At 67.8% G+C, this 14,176-nt stretch carries 14 protein-coding genes; 10 read left to right on the top strand and 4 right to left on the bottom strand.

Going from position 1 to position 14,176, the window contains the following annotated elements; translation table 11 throughout:
- Nucleotides 1-8: 8 nt before the first annotated feature.
- Both ASD42_RS33390 and ASD42_RS03075 read right to left on the bottom strand, forming a co-directional pair.
- Nucleotides 9-1,004: a DUF4873 domain-containing protein gene (locus tag ASD42_RS33390; RefSeq protein ID WP_063893556.1), complete on the bottom strand. Its 996-nt coding sequence runs from the start codon at nt 1,002-1,004 to the stop codon at nt 9-11.
- The gene (locus ASD42_RS03075; RefSeq protein WP_056809895.1) at nt 1,001-1,894 is read right to left on the bottom strand and encodes an AurF N-oxygenase family protein; all 894 of its coding nucleotides are present in this window, start codon (nt 1,892-1,894) and stop codon (nt 1,001-1,003) included. Before ASD42_RS03075 ends, ASD42_RS33390 begins: the two co-directional genes overlap by 4 nt.
- Before the next feature lie 110 nt (nt 1,895-2,004).
- On the opposite strand from ASD42_RS03075, the gene ASD42_RS03070 reads away from it, so the two are divergent.
- A complete protein-coding gene (locus ASD42_RS03070) occupies nt 2,005-2,730 on the top strand; it encodes a TetR/AcrR family transcriptional regulator (protein WP_056809893.1) in 726 nt (241 codons plus the stop codon).
- Nucleotide 2,731: 1 nt separating this feature from the next.
- Here the strand turns inward: ASD42_RS03070 and ASD42_RS03065 are convergent, their stop codons facing one another.
- The gene (locus ASD42_RS03065; RefSeq protein WP_082843758.1) at nt 2,732-3,913 is read right to left on the bottom strand and encodes a DUF418 domain-containing protein; all 1,182 of its coding nucleotides are present in this window, start codon (nt 3,911-3,913) and stop codon (nt 2,732-2,734) included.
- 149 nt (nt 3,914-4,062) lie between these two features.
- Between ASD42_RS03065 and dop the strand changes: the two genes are divergently transcribed.
- From dop to pafA, 5 genes are all read left to right on the top strand, one after another.
- Complete coding sequence (dop, locus tag ASD42_RS03060; protein ID WP_056809891.1) at nt 4,063-5,562, top strand: depupylase/deamidase Dop; 1,500 nt, start codon at nt 4,063-4,065, stop codon at nt 5,560-5,562.
- A gap of 119 nt (nt 5,563-5,681) precedes the next feature.
- The gene (locus ASD42_RS03055) at nt 5,682-5,876 is read left to right on the top strand and encodes a ubiquitin-like protein Pup (protein ID WP_019047503.1); all 195 of its coding nucleotides are present in this window, start codon (nt 5,682-5,684) and stop codon (nt 5,874-5,876) included.
- Nucleotides 5,873-6,718 carry a proteasome subunit beta gene (gene prcB / locus ASD42_RS03050; RefSeq protein ID WP_056809888.1) on the top strand — a complete coding sequence of 282 codons (846 nt, stop codon included), beginning with the start codon at nt 5,873-5,875 and terminating at the stop codon, nt 6,716-6,718. The genes ASD42_RS03055 and prcB overlap by 4 nt, the downstream gene beginning before the upstream one ends.
- Nucleotides 6,715-7,488, top strand: coding sequence for a proteasome subunit alpha (gene prcA / locus ASD42_RS03045; protein ID WP_063893555.1), 774 nt, complete (start codon nt 6,715-6,717; stop codon nt 7,486-7,488). Before prcB ends, prcA begins: the two co-directional genes overlap by 4 nt.
- A 165-nt stretch (nt 7,489-7,653) precedes the next feature.
- Entirely contained in the window at nt 7,654-9,012 is a 1,359-nt protein-coding gene (pafA, locus tag ASD42_RS03040) for a Pup--protein ligase (protein WP_194824832.1), read from the top strand.
- A gap of 92 nt (nt 9,013-9,104) precedes the next feature.
- Here the strand turns inward: pafA and ASD42_RS03035 are convergent, their stop codons facing one another.
- Nucleotides 9,105-9,740, bottom strand: a complete 636-nt coding sequence (locus ASD42_RS03035; protein ID WP_056815272.1) for a TetR/AcrR family transcriptional regulator — start codon at nt 9,738-9,740, stop codon at nt 9,105-9,107.
- A gap of 129 nt (nt 9,741-9,869) precedes the next feature.
- Here ASD42_RS03035 and ASD42_RS03030 point away from each other — a divergent pair, with 129 nt between their 5' ends.
- The 4 genes from ASD42_RS03030 to pcaF are packed head-to-tail and all read left to right on the top strand — an operon-like array spanning nt 9,870 to nt 14,169.
- Nucleotides 9,870-11,021, top strand: coding sequence for an acyl-CoA dehydrogenase family protein (locus ASD42_RS03030; protein WP_056809884.1), 1,152 nt, complete (start codon nt 9,870-9,872; stop codon nt 11,019-11,021).
- Nucleotides 11,008-11,790 (top strand): 3-oxoacyl-ACP reductase FabG, encoded by a 783-nt coding sequence (gene fabG / locus ASD42_RS03025; RefSeq protein WP_056809882.1) that lies wholly within the window; start codon nt 11,008-11,010, stop codon nt 11,788-11,790. The genes ASD42_RS03030 and fabG overlap by 14 nt, the downstream gene beginning before the upstream one ends.
- A gap of 16 nt (nt 11,791-11,806) precedes the next feature.
- Nucleotides 11,807-12,964 (top strand): acyl-CoA dehydrogenase family protein, encoded by a 1,158-nt coding sequence (locus ASD42_RS03020; RefSeq protein WP_056809880.1) that lies wholly within the window; start codon nt 11,807-11,809, stop codon nt 12,962-12,964.
- Nucleotides 12,961-14,169 (top strand): 3-oxoadipyl-CoA thiolase, encoded by a 1,209-nt coding sequence (pcaF, locus tag ASD42_RS03015; protein WP_056809876.1) that lies wholly within the window; start codon nt 12,961-12,963, stop codon nt 14,167-14,169. Before ASD42_RS03020 ends, pcaF begins: the two co-directional genes overlap by 4 nt.
- The last annotated feature ends 7 nt before the right edge of the window (nt 14,170-14,176 follow it).

Raw genomic sequence — 14,176 nt, 5'->3', positions numbered from 1 at the left:
GGTCGCTGCTATGCCTCGAGCGCGAAGGGTGGGGTGCCGATGCCGGTGACGCGGAGATTGCCCCACGGGTCGCGTTCGGTGAGGTGTGCCGCCGCGGGTTCGCGGCCGGGCAGGACGAGGAAGGCGGATGCTCGCGTCGGTTCGGGCAGGGTGGTGGTCTCGGTGGGATCGAGGCGGCCGTACCAGTGGTAGCGGCCGTCGATCGGGTCGAGGTGGCCGGTGAGGGTGGCGAGGACGGAGTATTCGGCTCCGGGTAGATCGAGGACGGCCGGTCCGGTGTAGTCGTGATCCGGATGCCGGTCGGCGGCGACGGTGATGTCGAAATGGTGGGGTTTCGGGCGGCCATGGCGACGCATGCTCGGCGTCGGGTCGAGCCGACGGTGGTATTCGTGCTGGGTGCTGGCCCGCACTTCGATTCGAGTGCCCGATTGCCGCTGAAGAGCGCGGACCCAGGTGGCGACGAGATCGACTCGGACCGACTGGGCGACCGACGGTTCCTGGACGGCGGGTTCGGCACCGCCGACGAAGAACAGGTTCGGAAAGCCATGGGTCGCGATGCCGCGAAAGGTGACCGGAGCGGGCGACCACGCCACGTCGAGTGTGCGGGCCTCGCGTCCCGTGACCGGCAGTCGGACCCCCTCGGACTGGGCGCCGACGGGACGGTCTGCGGCTTCCGGTGCGAAGTCGGCGCGGAGTCGCCTGGTGGTGTCGGCGGTCAGAATCACCACCCTCGCCTGGGCGGGCTCGTCTTCGACCAGGCGGATCAGCCAGTGGTCCTCGTTCTCGTCGAAAACGAGTTCGTCGACATCGACCAGGCGCCGGGGGACCGGCCGATCCTCGCGATACAGCCACCTGTGCCGCGACGTCCGGCGCTGTCTGCCGACCGGAGATCGCGACCGATCGCCTGCTGAAACCGGTTCGTAGACACATACTCCGGCGATACCGGCCGCCCGCAGCGCGCGCACGATCGCCCCGGATTCGGCGCCGATGACAGCGACGCTCACAGCAGACCCACCGCCCGCCACCGCCTACGTCCGACCGATCCGATCAGCCCGTGCTGACCCAGGAACGTCACCAGTTCCGCCGCCCCGGCCGCTCTGGATTCCCGCGCCCTCGGATTACCCAGTGCGGCTCTGCGTGCCTGTCGACCGTCGAGTCCGGCGCGAATGTACAGATGCCGGTTGGTGACCAGCGAGACGAACAGCGGTCCGGCCACCGCCACGCACAAGCGGATATAGGCCCGCTCACCCGCCGACATCGTCGGCACTCGCCGAGCCAGCGCGTCCCTGGCGAAGCCGATGTGGCGGGCTTCCTCGGTGACGTGGACGCGCATGGCCCGCGCGACGATCGGCTGCAACTGCGGATCGTCGAGCATCCGCCGCTGCAGTGCGTCGAAGATCTCCTCACCGACCAGCGCCGCCACCCACACCATCGGGCCGTGCAGCACGGCGGGCAATGCGGTGATCGCGAGCCGCGCCGCCGGACGCGGCCAATACGGGCGGGCCTCGACCCGCTCGATGAGCTTGCCGAACATCATCATGTGCCTGCACTCGTCGGCCATCTCGGTGAGCGTGTAGTGCGAGGTCGCGGACGTGGGGTCGCCGCGGAGCAGTTCGCGCAGCAGCAGTCGGTTGAGCAGGTTCTCGAACCAGATGCCGACCGAGAGCACATTGGCCAGTTCCTGGCGGGAGAGCTCGCGCTGCTGGTCGGGTGTCATCGCGTCCCACAGATCGGTGCCGTAGAGCGAGACGACGCGCGGGGGCAGGAACAGCTTCGCCGGGTCGAGAGGTTCGGCCCAGTCGATGTCGACCACCGGGTCATAGGATTTTCGCACCGAGCCGATCAGCAGGCGCTGGGCGAAGGAATCGCGCGGGGAGGCGGTAGCGTGGGACATCGCGGGCTCACTCTCGGCGGAACGTGCCACGCTAGGTGTTACAGCGTGTATCACCAAGGTTAGTGGAACGCCGTGTCACGGTCAATATCCGCACGGGTATCGTTGGCACTGTGACTGCACCATCCGCGCACGCCGATCAGACCGCCGCCGACGGTCGCGCCACCCGCTGGCACGGCCACAAAGAGCGCCGCCGCGCGGAGATGATCGATGCCGCCATCGAGGTGATCGAGGAACACGGTCTCGAGATCTCGGTGCAGTTGATCGCCGAACATCTGGCACTGCCTCGACCGGTGGTCTACCGCCATGTCGGTGGCCGGGCCGAACTCGACGCGCTGTCGCGGCAGCGGATCCTGGAACTGCTGCTCGCGGAGCTGCTGCCCGCCCTGCAGTCCGAGGGCTCACTCAAAGAAGCCGTACGCGGCGCCATCGGCACCTATCTCGGCTGGATCGAACGCCACCCGAATCTGCACCGCTTCCTCGGCGACGCGGCACCGCAGGGCGCGCCGAGTCTGAGCGGCGCGGGCCGCGCGGTGGGCGGACAGCTCGCCGATATCTTCGCGGCCACCCTGGCCCGGTTCGGTATCGACCCGGCGCGCGGTCGGCCGATGGCATTCGGCATGGTCGGGCTCGTCGACGGCGTGGTGGCGAGTTGGCGTGCGGAATCGGAACCGGTTCTCACCACCGAGCAGGTGCAGGGCATTCTGACCGAGTCGGTGCTGTCGCTGTTCGAGGGCAATGCGCGCAGTCTCGGTGTTCCGCTGCAACGGGATTCGCTCATCGCCGACCTGCTCATCGCGCCGGACGCGGCTCCGCCGCCCGGCGAGCGCCTGCGCTGACTCAACCGGCCAGCGCGCGATAGGTTCGATTCCACAGCCACTCCACGGGGCCGCGCTCGAATCGGCGCAACCACAGGTGGGCGAAGGTGATGATCGCGGCGGCGACGAGCAGATAGATCGCCACGGTGAACGGCACTCTCGCCGAGTCGGACACCCGTGCCGCCAGGCCGAAACCCCAGCCGTAGCACAGTATTCCGGCGATCAGGTTCTGCAGGATGTAGCAGCTGAGGGCGGTGCGGCCGACCTCGCTCAAGCGGGTGCCCGCGAATCCGACGCGGGGCCTGCGCAGGTAGAACTCGGCGACCGCCGCCAAGATCGCGAGGGCGACGAACGGCGCCGTCCCGTATCGCGTGAAGAAGATGAAGTCGCCACCGCCCACGATGCCGACTCCCAGGTCCAGCGGCGCGGCGACCGCGAACCCGATCACCATGAGCCCGCGGCGAATTCGCGCGCCCTCGGGCCGGAAGACGCCCGCGCGGAACAGCCGCGCGCCGACCAGGAACAGCGCGATCGACATCGGGAACACGAAGATCGTCTCGAGCCGGAAGAGCAGGGCGTGGTCGATACGGAACAGCACCAGATCCCAGAAGGAGCCGTCCGCATAGGGATTCGGGTCCAGCGGTGCCGAGTCGGCCTCTTCGTACTGTGGTGCGAAGGCGAACGCCGCCGCGATCAACGTCAACATCGTCACGTGGACCGATGCGGCGATGATCACCCACCGGCGTTGTGCCCGTTCGCTTGTCGCGAGGATGTACGCCACGGCGAGGCCGGTCAGCGCGTAACCCATCAGTACGTCGAACTCCGCGACGAACAGAAAGTTCAGCAGGCCGTCGAGGAACAGCAGTCCCGCACGGTAGGGGTACTTGCCGGGCCACGGTCGCCCTCCCCGCCGCGCCGACCCCTGCTGGATGGCGAGCCCGATCCCGAACATCACCGTGAGCAGGCCGAGGAATTTGCCCTGCGCGAGTTGCTGGAGCACCCGTTCGGACCACATCCAGGCGTTCTCGGGGGTCGCGCCGAGCTCGTCGAGGTAGCCGACCATGCCCGCCGAATCGGTGAAGATCCAGATATTGGTACCGAGAGTGCCCAGGATAGCGATGCCGCGCAGCACATCCAGCGCGATCATGCGAGCGGGCCCGGGCGCGGCGGGCGCTTCGGTGGCGGGTGCGACGGCGTCGGTCATGCACCGAGTATCAGTGCGACCACCGGCCCTGCGGATCGCTCACGAGGACGATTCCATGGTCCCCCTCTTGGGGGACGTTCCCGGCCTCCCACGGCCCCGCTGGGCGGAGATGCGGGTGCGGGTCGGGCCCGTCGCCTAGGCTCGTCTGCATGCAGCGCATCATCGGAATCGAGGTCGAATACGGCATCTCGACCCCCACGGAGCCGACGGCCAACCCGATCCTCACCTCCACGCAGGCCGTTCTCGCCTATGCCGCCGCCGCGGGATTGCCGCGAGCCAAGCGAACCCGGTGGGACTACGAGGTGGAATCCCCGCTGCGTGACGCGCGTGGATTCGATCTGAGCCGGATGAGCGGGCCCGCCCCGATCATCGACGCCGACGAGGTCGGCGCGGCGAACATGATCCTCACCAACGGCGCCCGGCTCTACGTCGACCACGCCCACCCGGAGTACTCCGCACCCGAGGTCGTGGATCCGCTCGACGCGGTCATCTGGGACAAAGCGGGCGAGCGGGTGATGGAGGCGGCCGCCCGGCATGCCTCGAGCGTGCCAGGCGCACCCCGGCTGCAGCTGTACAAGAACAACGTCGACGGCAAGGGCGCTTCCTACGGCACCCACGAGAACTACCTGATGAGCCGCGACACCCCGTTCAGCCACATCATCGCGGGCCTGACGCCGTTCTTCGTCTCCCGCCAGGTGATCTGTGGTGCCGGCAGGGTCGGCATCGGCCAGTCCGGTGACCACGCCGGTTTCCAGCTGTCCCAGCGCGCCGATTACATCGAGGTCGAGGTCGGCCTCGAGACCACGCTCAAGCGCGGCATCATCAACACCCGCGACGAGCCGCACGCCGACGCCGACAAGTACCGGCGACTGCACGTGATCATCGGCGACGCCAACCTCGCCGAGATGTCGACCTACCTCAAGGTCGGCACCACCGCGCTGGTGCTCGACATGATCGAGGGCGGCGAGGACCTCTCGGAGTTCCAGCTGGCCCGCCCGGTCACCGCCGTACACCAGATCAGCCACGACCCGACGCTGCGCGCCACCGTCGCCCTCGCCGACGGCCGCGAGCTGACCGGCCTTGCGCTGCAACGGCTCTACCACGAGCGGGCCGCCAAGTTCGTCCACCGCGAAGGCAACGACGACCCGCGCGTGCTCGACATCCTCGACAACTGGGCGATGGTCCTCGACCTGCTCGAGCGCGATCCGATGGAGGCCGCGCACCTGCTCGACTGGCCGGCCAAACTGCGCCTGCTCGAGGGTATGCGCACCCGGGAAGGGCTGGGCTGGGCCGCGCCGAAGCTGCACCTGATGGACCTGCAGTACTCCGATGTGCGCCTGGACAAGGGGCTCTACAACCGACTGGTCGCGCGCGGGTCGATGAAGCGGCTCGTCAGCGAGCAGCAGGTGCTCGACGCGATGACCAATCCGCCCACCGACACCCGCGCCTACTTCCGCGGTGAGTGTTTACGCCGGTTCGGCGCCGATATCGCCGCCGCCAGTTGGGATTCGGTGATCTTCGATCTCGGTGGTGATTCGCTGGTGCGGATTCCGACGCTGGAACCCCGCCGGGGCACGAAAGCGCACGTAGGAAAGCTGCTCGACGCCTCGCGCACCGCCGCGGAACTGGTCGAGCAGCTCACCCACTGACGCGTTGCGGGGCACGACCGCGCGACAATACGATCGCTATCGACCACCTTGTCGGATCGGCTCGGTAGGGTTGTGGGACACACACGATCATCGTGATGAGGAAGAGGAGGTCGGCTGCCATGGCACAAGAGCAGACCAAGCGCGCCGGGGGTGGCGACGAGGACGAGGGCCCCGAGGGCGTCGACGCGGCAGGGCAGGAACGCCGCGAAAAGCTCGCGGAGGAAACCGACGACTTGCTCGATGAAATCGATGACGTGCTCGAAGAGAACGCCGAAGACTTCGTGCGGGCATATGTGCAGAAGGGCGGCCAGTGACCCCAGGTGACCCCTTGCGCCTCCACGCGGGGCGGGCTCTCTCCTCGTTCACCGAACATCTCCGCATGCACGCTCCGGACCTGTTGCCCGCCAACAGGTTTCCGGCCTCGGATCTGACCGCGACGAAGGACTTGGCGCCGCACGGCACCACCATCGTCGCGGTCACCTACCGTGGCGGCGTGCTGATCGCGGGCGACCGCAGGGCGACCATGGGCAACCTGCTCGCCAGCCGCGACACCGAGAAGGTGTACATCACCGACACCTTCTCGGCGGCGGGCATCGCGGGCACCGCGGGTATCGCGATCGAGATGGTTCGGCTGTTCGCGGTGGAGCTGGAGTACTACGAGAAGATCGAAGGCGTGCCGCTCACCTTCGACGGTAAAGCCAACAAGCTGTCGAAGATGGTTCGCGACAATCTGCCTGCCGCGATGCAGGGTTTGGCCGCGATCCCGCTGCTGGTCGGTTTCGACGACCAGATCCTCGACCTCGACCGATCCGGTCGCATCGTGTCCTACGACGTGGTCGGCGGGCGCAGCGAGGAGCGGTTCGGCTACACCGCCGTCGGCTCGGGTTCGATGTTCGCGAAGTCGTCGCTGAAGAAGCTCTACCAGCGCGGCATCGATCAGGATCGGGCCCTGCGGATCGCGGTGGAGTCGCTGTTCGACGCCGCCGACGACGACACCGCCACCGGTGGTCCCGACATGCTGCGCGGGATCTTCCCGACAGCGGTGGTGATCGACGCCGACGGTGCGGAAGAGATCGGCGAGGATCGTCTCGCCGAGATCGCCCGCGGTGTGATCGCCGACCGGGAAGCCGCGGAAGAAGGGGGCGCCGTCCGATGACGCTGCCGTATTACGCCTCGGCCGAGCAGATCATGCGCGACAAGACCGAGCTCGCCCGTAAGGGCATCGGTCGCGGTCGCAGCGTGATCGTGCTGGTCTACGCCGACGGCGTGCTGTTCGTCGCCGAGAACCCCTCGGCGACGTTGCACAAGGTCAGTGAGCTCTACGACCGCATCGGATTCTCCGCGGTCGGAAAGTACAACGAGTTCGAGGCCCTGCGCCGCGGCGGCATCCTGCAGGCCGACCTCAAGGGTTACCAGTACGACCGGCGCGATGTCACCGGGCGTGGGCTGGCCAACCTGTACGCGCAGACCCTCGGGTCGATCTTCACCGATCAGCTCAAGCCCTACGAGGTGGAGATCTGCGTCGCCGAGGTGGGGTATCTCGAACAGTCACCGACTTCGGTGCTGTACCGGATCACCTTCGACGGGTCCATCGTCGACGAACGCGAGTACGTCGTCATGGGCGGCACCACCGAGCCGATCCTGACCCAGCTCAAAGCCACCTACAAGCCGGGTCTGTCCCTGGACGACGCGTTGAAGGTGGCGATCGGCGCACTGCTGGCCGGTCAGCCCGAAGCCGACAAGGACAAGCGTCCGCTCGGTGAGGCCTCCCTCGAGGTGGCCACGCTCGAGCAGCAGCGGCCGCGGCGGGCGTTCCGTAGGCTGCAGGGCCCGGCCTTGGAGGCGGCGCTCGCCGCGTCCAAGTCCAAGCCCAAGCCGGTGAAAGAGGCGAAGCTGCCAGAACCCGACGACGACGCGGGGAAATAACCCACCGTCACGATCATGATCGGGCCTGCGAATCACTCCGGTTCGCAGGCCCGATCTCGTCGTGTGCGCGGCGGTCGTTCGCTGTCCGAATCGTTGTGAACACGTATGCGAATGGGATGTCAGGAGCGCCGCGCGGGCACTGGTCATGGCTGTAGTGTCGATAGTGTGCAGCGACGAATCATGGGGATCGAGACCGAGTTCGGTGTGACATGCACCTTCCACGGTCACCGTCGGCTGTCCCCCGACGAGGTAGCCCGGTACTTGTTCCGCCGGGTGGTGTCCTGGGGCCGTAGCTCCAATGTCTTCCTTCGCAACGGTGCCAGGTTGTACCTCGACGTCGGATCGCATCCCGAGTACGCCACCGCCGAATGCGACAGCCTGGTGCAGTTGGTCACCCACGACCGGGCAGGCGAGCGGGTACTGGAAGACCTGCTCATAGACGCCGAACAGCGCCTCGCCGAGGAAGGCATCGGCGGCGACATCTACCTGTTCAAGAACAACACCGACTCCGCGGGCAACTCCTACGGCTGCCACGAGAACTTCCTCGTGGTCCGCGCGGGCGAGTTCTCCCGGATCTCCGATGTGTTGCTCCCGTTCCTGGTCACCCGCCAGCTCATCTGCGGGGCGGGCAAGGTACTGCAGACGCCCAAGGCGGCCACGTTCTGCCTGTCGCAGCGTGCCGAGCACATCTGGGAGGGCGTCTCCTCGGCGACCACTCGCTCGCGCCCGATCATCAATACCCGCGACGAGCCGCATGCCGACGCCGAGAAGTACCGGCGTCTGCATGTGATCGTCGGCGACTCCAACATGGCCGAACCGACCACCATGCTCAAGGTGGGTACGGCCTCGCTGGTACTGGAGATGATCGAGGCGGGGGTGTCGTTCCGCGATTTCGCCCTCGACAACCCGATACGGGCCATTCGCGAGGTCAGCCACGATCTCACCGGCCGTCGTCCCGTGCGCCTGGCCGGCGGGCGTCAGGCCAGCGCCCTCGAGATCCAGCGCGAGTACTACGCCCGCGCGGTCGAGCACCTGCGCAACCGCGACCGCGATCCGCAGGTCGACGCGGTGGTGGATCTGTGGGGTCGCACCCTCGACGCGGTCGAGGCGCAGGACTTCGCCAAGGTCGACACCGAGATCGACTGGGTGATCAAGCGCAAGCTGTTCCAGCGCTACCAGGACCGCTACAGCATGGAGATGTCGGATCCCAAGATCGCCCAGCTGGATCTGGCCTATCACGACATCAAGCGTGGTCGCGGTGTGTTCGACCTGCTCCAGCGCAAGGGTCTGGCCAAGCGGATCACCGAGGACGACGCCGTCGACGCCGCGGTGGACACCCCGCCGCAGACCACGCGGGCCAAGCTGCGCGGTGACTTCATCACCGCCGCGCAGGAGGCGGGCCGCGATTTCACCGTCGACTGGGTGCACCTCAAGCTGAACGATCAGGCGCAGCGCACGGTGCTGTGCAAGGATCCGTTCCGATCGGTCGACGAGCGCGTCGACCGGCTGATCGCCTCGATGTAGGCGAACCCCTCAGACGGGGGGACCACGACGGAACCGGTGGCGCATGGGAGCGATTGCGTAGGCGCCACCGGTTCCCTCGTGTGTAGGGCGGCTCAGTCCGCGGTGACGACCGTCGCGTACGTAGCGTTGAGCCCGGCAATGAACGCGGTGAGCGCCAATTCGAAACTGTCGTCATCGATTTCGTCGGCGATCGCGCGCAGCAGGTGGGCCTGGTTCAGGTGCGGGTACCGGTCGCGGTAGACCTGCACGTCGTCGGCGAACCCGCCGGCGAACGAGCCGACCGTCGAACCCATGACCAGGTAGCGGGTGGCCGCGCCGATCATGGTGGCGTAACGCGGTGGCCAGCCCGCACCGACCAGCCCGCCGTGCACGGCGTCGGCCGCGCGAAGATTCTCGGCGCGGCGCCCCGGGCCCGTTGCCAGGTACGGCACGAAATTCGGGTGGGTGGCCAGTGCCGCGCGATAGCTGCGTGCCCAGTCGGCGAGTGCTCGATCCCAGCTCACCGTGTCGAAGGTCGAGGTGTCGACGAGGCTCATGATGCCGGTGGCGATGTCGTCGAACAGCTCGTCCTTGTTCGGGTAGTGGCCGTAGAGCGAGGCGGCCTGCACGCCGAGTTCGGCGCCCAGCTTGCGCATGGAGACCTCGGCGAGCCCGTCGCGGTCGATCAGGACCAGCGCGGCGTCGCGAATTCGCTCGCGGCTCAACAGCGGTACGCGCGGCCTCGCCATGCGCTCCTCCATCTCTCGTCGGGGAATCGAACGGTATCACCGATGCCGAAAACGACCCTTGATTAACCGAACGGCGTTAGGATACGGTGCCCGAGTAAACCTAACGCCGTTTGGTTCAGGAGTGGTCCCGTGGATTTCCAGCTCACCCCCGCGCAGTCCGACCTGCGCGAACTCGCCCGTACGTGGGTGGACAAGGAAGTCGTGCCGTACGCCGCCCAGTGGGATCGCGACGAATCGGTGGATCCGGCGATCGTCGGCAAGCTCGGCGCGCTGGGCTTCCTCGGCATCGGGATCGCCGAGGAATACGGTGGCTCCGGCGGCGACACCTTCGACTACTGCCTGCTGCTCGAGGAGCTCGGGCGCGGTGACAGCGCGGTGCGCGGCATCGTGTCGGTCTCGCTCGGCCTGTTCGGCAAGTCGATCGCCGCGTACGGCACCGAGGAGCAGAAGCAGCGGTTCCTGCCGGGAATCTGCGCGGGTGAGCAGCTCGGTTGTTTCGCGCTGACCGAACCCGGCACCGGCTCGGACGCGGCGAACCTCGACACCCGTGCGACACATGACGGTTCGGACTGGGTCCTGTCCGGCACCAAGATCTTCATCACCAACGGCACCTGGGCCGATCACGCGCTGGTCTTCGCACGGACCGGCGGCCCCGGGCCCAAGGGCGTCACGGCGTTCGTGGTACCCACGGACGCACCGGGTTTCGGCCGGACCGAGATCAAGGGCAAGCTCGGTCTGCGCGGCCAGGCCACCGCCGAACTCGTCCTCGACGGGGTTCGGGTGCCCGACGCGCTGCGCCTCGGCGAGGAGGGGCAGGGCTTCCGGATCGCGATGTCCGCGCTCGACAAGGGCCGCATCGGGGTCGCGTCCGGGTGTGTCGGGCTGGCGCGGGCCTGCCTCGAAGCCGCGGTGCGTTACGCCGGTGAGCGTGAACAGTTCGGCAAGCCGATCGCCGGCTACCAGTTGGTGCAGGAACTTCTGTCCGATATCGCCGTCGATACCGACGCCGCACGGCTACTGGCCTGGCGTGCTGCCGATCTCGCCGACCGCGGCGAACCTTTCGGCACCGCCGCGTCGATGGCGAAGTTGTTCGCCTCCGAGGCGGCGGTCTCCGCCGCCAACAACGCGATTCAGGTGTTCGGCGGCTACGGCTACATCGATGAATACCCCGTCGCCAAGTACCTGCGCGACGCCCGCGTGCTGACCCTCTACGAGGGCACCACCCAGATCCAGAAACTGCTCATCGGGCGCGCCCTCACCGGCGTGAATGCCATTGTCTGACACAGGAGTACGACCCGTGATCCACCGAACAGCCCTCGTCACCGGGGCGGCCCGCGGCATCGGCGCGGCGACCGCCGCCCGCCTGGCCGACGACGGATTCGCCGTGGCCGTCGTCGATCTCGACGCCGACGCCGCGGTACTGGCCGCCGGGCAGATCAACGCGGCGGGCGGCACCGCGATCGGCATCGGCTGCGACGTCGCCGACGAGGCGCAGGTAGCCGCCGCCGTCGCGCGCACCGTGGCGGACTTCGGCTCGCTCGACGTCCTGGTGAACAACGCGGGCGTGCTGCGCGACAACCTGCTGTTCAAGATGTCGGTCGAGGACTGGGACACCGTCATGGCGGTGCACCTGCGCGGCGCGTTCCTGTGCTGCAAGGCCGCGCAGAAACACATGGTGGACAACGGCGGCGGCGCCATCGTCAACACCTCGAGCGTCTCGGCGCTCGGCACCCGTGGTCAGGCCAACTACGCGGCGGCGAAAGCCGGCATCCAGGGCCTGACCCGCACGCTGGCCATGGAACTCGGCCCGTTCGGGATTCGCGTCAACGCCGTGGCGCCCGGCTTCATCGCCACCGAGATGACCGCGGCCACCGCGGCGCGCAGGGGCATGAGCGCCGAGGAGTTGCAGGCGAAGACCGCCGAGATCACCCCGCTGCGCCGGGTCGGCCTGCCCGCCGACATCGCGAATGTGGTCGCCTTCCTCGCCTCCGACAATGCCGGGTTCGTCACCGGACAGACCGTGTATGTCGACGGCGGACGTCGTCTCTAGATTTCGGAGGACCATCATGCAGAGAACAGTTTTCAACGACGAGCACGAGGCATTCCGCAAGACCGTGCGCGCGTTCATCGAATCGCAGGTCGCACCGGTCTACGACCAGTGGTACGAGGCGGGCATCGTGCCGCGCGAGTTCTACGGCAAGCTGGCCGATCTCGGTGTGTTCGGGATCGAGGTGCCGGAGGAATACGGTGGCGCCGGCATCGAGTCGTTCAAGTTCCAGGCGATCCTGCTGGAGGAAACCACCCGCGCCGGTGTGTCTTTCGGTGGTTCGGGCGTGCACGTGGGCCTGTGCCTGCCGTATCTGAAGAATCTCGCGACCGAAGAACAGAAGCAGCGCTGGCTGCCGGGGTTCGTCTCGGGCGAGATCATGTTCGCGATCGCGATGACCGAGCCCGGCACCGGCTCCGACCTCGCCGGAATGCGGACCACGGCGCAGCTTTCCGAGGACGGCACGCATTACGTGCTCAACGGTTCCAAGACGTTCATCACCGGTGGTGTGCACGCCGATCGGGTGATCGTGTGCGCGCGGACGGCCCCGGCCTCGGAAACCGATCGGCGGCACGGGATCTCGCTGCTCGTCGTCGATACGAACTCGCCGGGATACGCGGTGGGCCGCAAGCTGGACAAGCTGGGTCTGAAGGTGTCCGACACAGCCGAGCTGTCGTTCACCGACGTGCGGGTCCCGGTCTCGGACCTGCTGGGCGAGGCGAACCAGGGTTTCAGCTACCTGGGCCAGAACCTGCCCCAGGAACGGCTCTCGATCGCGCTCGGCGCCTACGCCCAGGCCAAGGCGGCGATCCGGTTCACCCTCGAATACACCAGGGGCCGCAACGTTTTCGGTCAGCCGGTCGCGCAGTTCCAGAACACCAAGTTCGAACTGGCCGCCTGTCAGGCCGAGGTCGACGCGGCCGAGGCGGTCGTCGACCGGGCGCTGGAGGCTCTCGACCGCGATGAGCTCACCGCCGCCGACGCGGCCTCGGCCAAACTGTTCTGCTCCGAGGTGGCCTCGCGGGTCATCGACCGCTGCCTGCAGTTGCACGGTGGCTACGGCTACATCAACGAGTACCCGGTGGCCCGCCTGTACGCCGACAACCGGGTCAACCGGATCTACGGCGGCACCAGCGAGGTGATGAAGATGATCATCGCCAAGGACATGGGCTTGTGACGGGCGCCGCGTATCTGGTCGACGGCGTGCGGACGCCGTTCGGCCGGTACGGGGGCGCGTTGGCCGACGTGCGCCCCGACGACCTTGCCGCGCACGCGATCGCGGCGCTGGTAGCGCGCCTGCCGAGTGTGGATTTCGGCGCCGTCGACGATGTGGTGTTCGGCTGTGTGAACCAGGCGGGTGAGGACAATCGCAATGTCGCGCGGATGGCGGCCCTGCTGGCCGGGTTGCCGGTGACCGTGCCCGGTATCACCGTCAACCGGCTGTGCTCGTCCGGTCTGGACGCCGTGGGCTCCGCGGCCAGGGCGATCCGGTCCGGTGATGCGGACCTGGTGATCGCCGGTGGGGTGGAATCGATGACCCGGTCGCCGTATGTGCTACCGAAAAGTGGTGCGCCATGGGACCGTTCGGCGCAAATAGCCGACACCACGATCGGCTGGCGGTTTGTGAATCCGCGGATGCGCGAGGCGCACGGCACGGACACGATGCCCGAAACCGCCCAGAACATCGCCGACGAGTACGGCATCGCGCGTGCCGATCAGGACGCGTTCGCGTTGCGCTCGCAGCAGCGGGCGGCGCGGGCGATCGACCGGGGCAGGCTGGCGCGCGAGATCACCGCGGTGCCGGTGCCGCGGCGGCGCGGTGAACCGGTGCTCGTCGACCGGGACGAACATCCGCGCGAGACCAGCGCGGAGTCGCTGGCGGCGTTGCGGGCGGTGGTGCCCGGCGGATCGATCACCGCGGGCAATTCCTCGGGGATCAATGACGGCGCCGCCGCTCTGCTCCTGGCCTCCGAGGACGCTGTTCGTCGGTACGGTCTCACCCCGCTGGCACGGGTCGGGGCGGTGGCCGCGGCCGGTGTCGCGCCGCGAACCATGGGTATCGGGCCGGTGCCCGCCGTCGAAAAACTGCTCGCCCGAACAGGTGTGGGAATCGGTGAGATCGATGTCATCGAGCTCAATGAAGCCTTCGCCGCGCAGGCCCTCGCGGTGTTGCGCGGGCTCGGCCTGCCCGACGACGCCGAGCATGTCAATCCCAACGGGGGTGCGATCGCGCTCGGACATCCGCTCGGTGCCAGCGGTGCGCGGCTGGCGCTCACCGCGGCGCTCGAACTCGTCGAACGCGACGCGCGCCACGCGATCGCCACCCTGTGCGTCGGCGTGGGACAAGGCCTCGCTGTCCACCTCCATCGCTTCGAACACTAGGAAGACC

Source organism: Nocardia sp. Root136 (assembly GCF_001427185.1).
Classification (GTDB): domain Bacteria; phylum Actinomycetota; class Actinomycetes; order Mycobacteriales; family Mycobacteriaceae; genus Nocardia; species Nocardia salmonicida.
The sequence above is the reverse complement of the archived record's forward strand: the minus strand, read 5'-3'. Positions and strand labels throughout refer to the sequence as shown.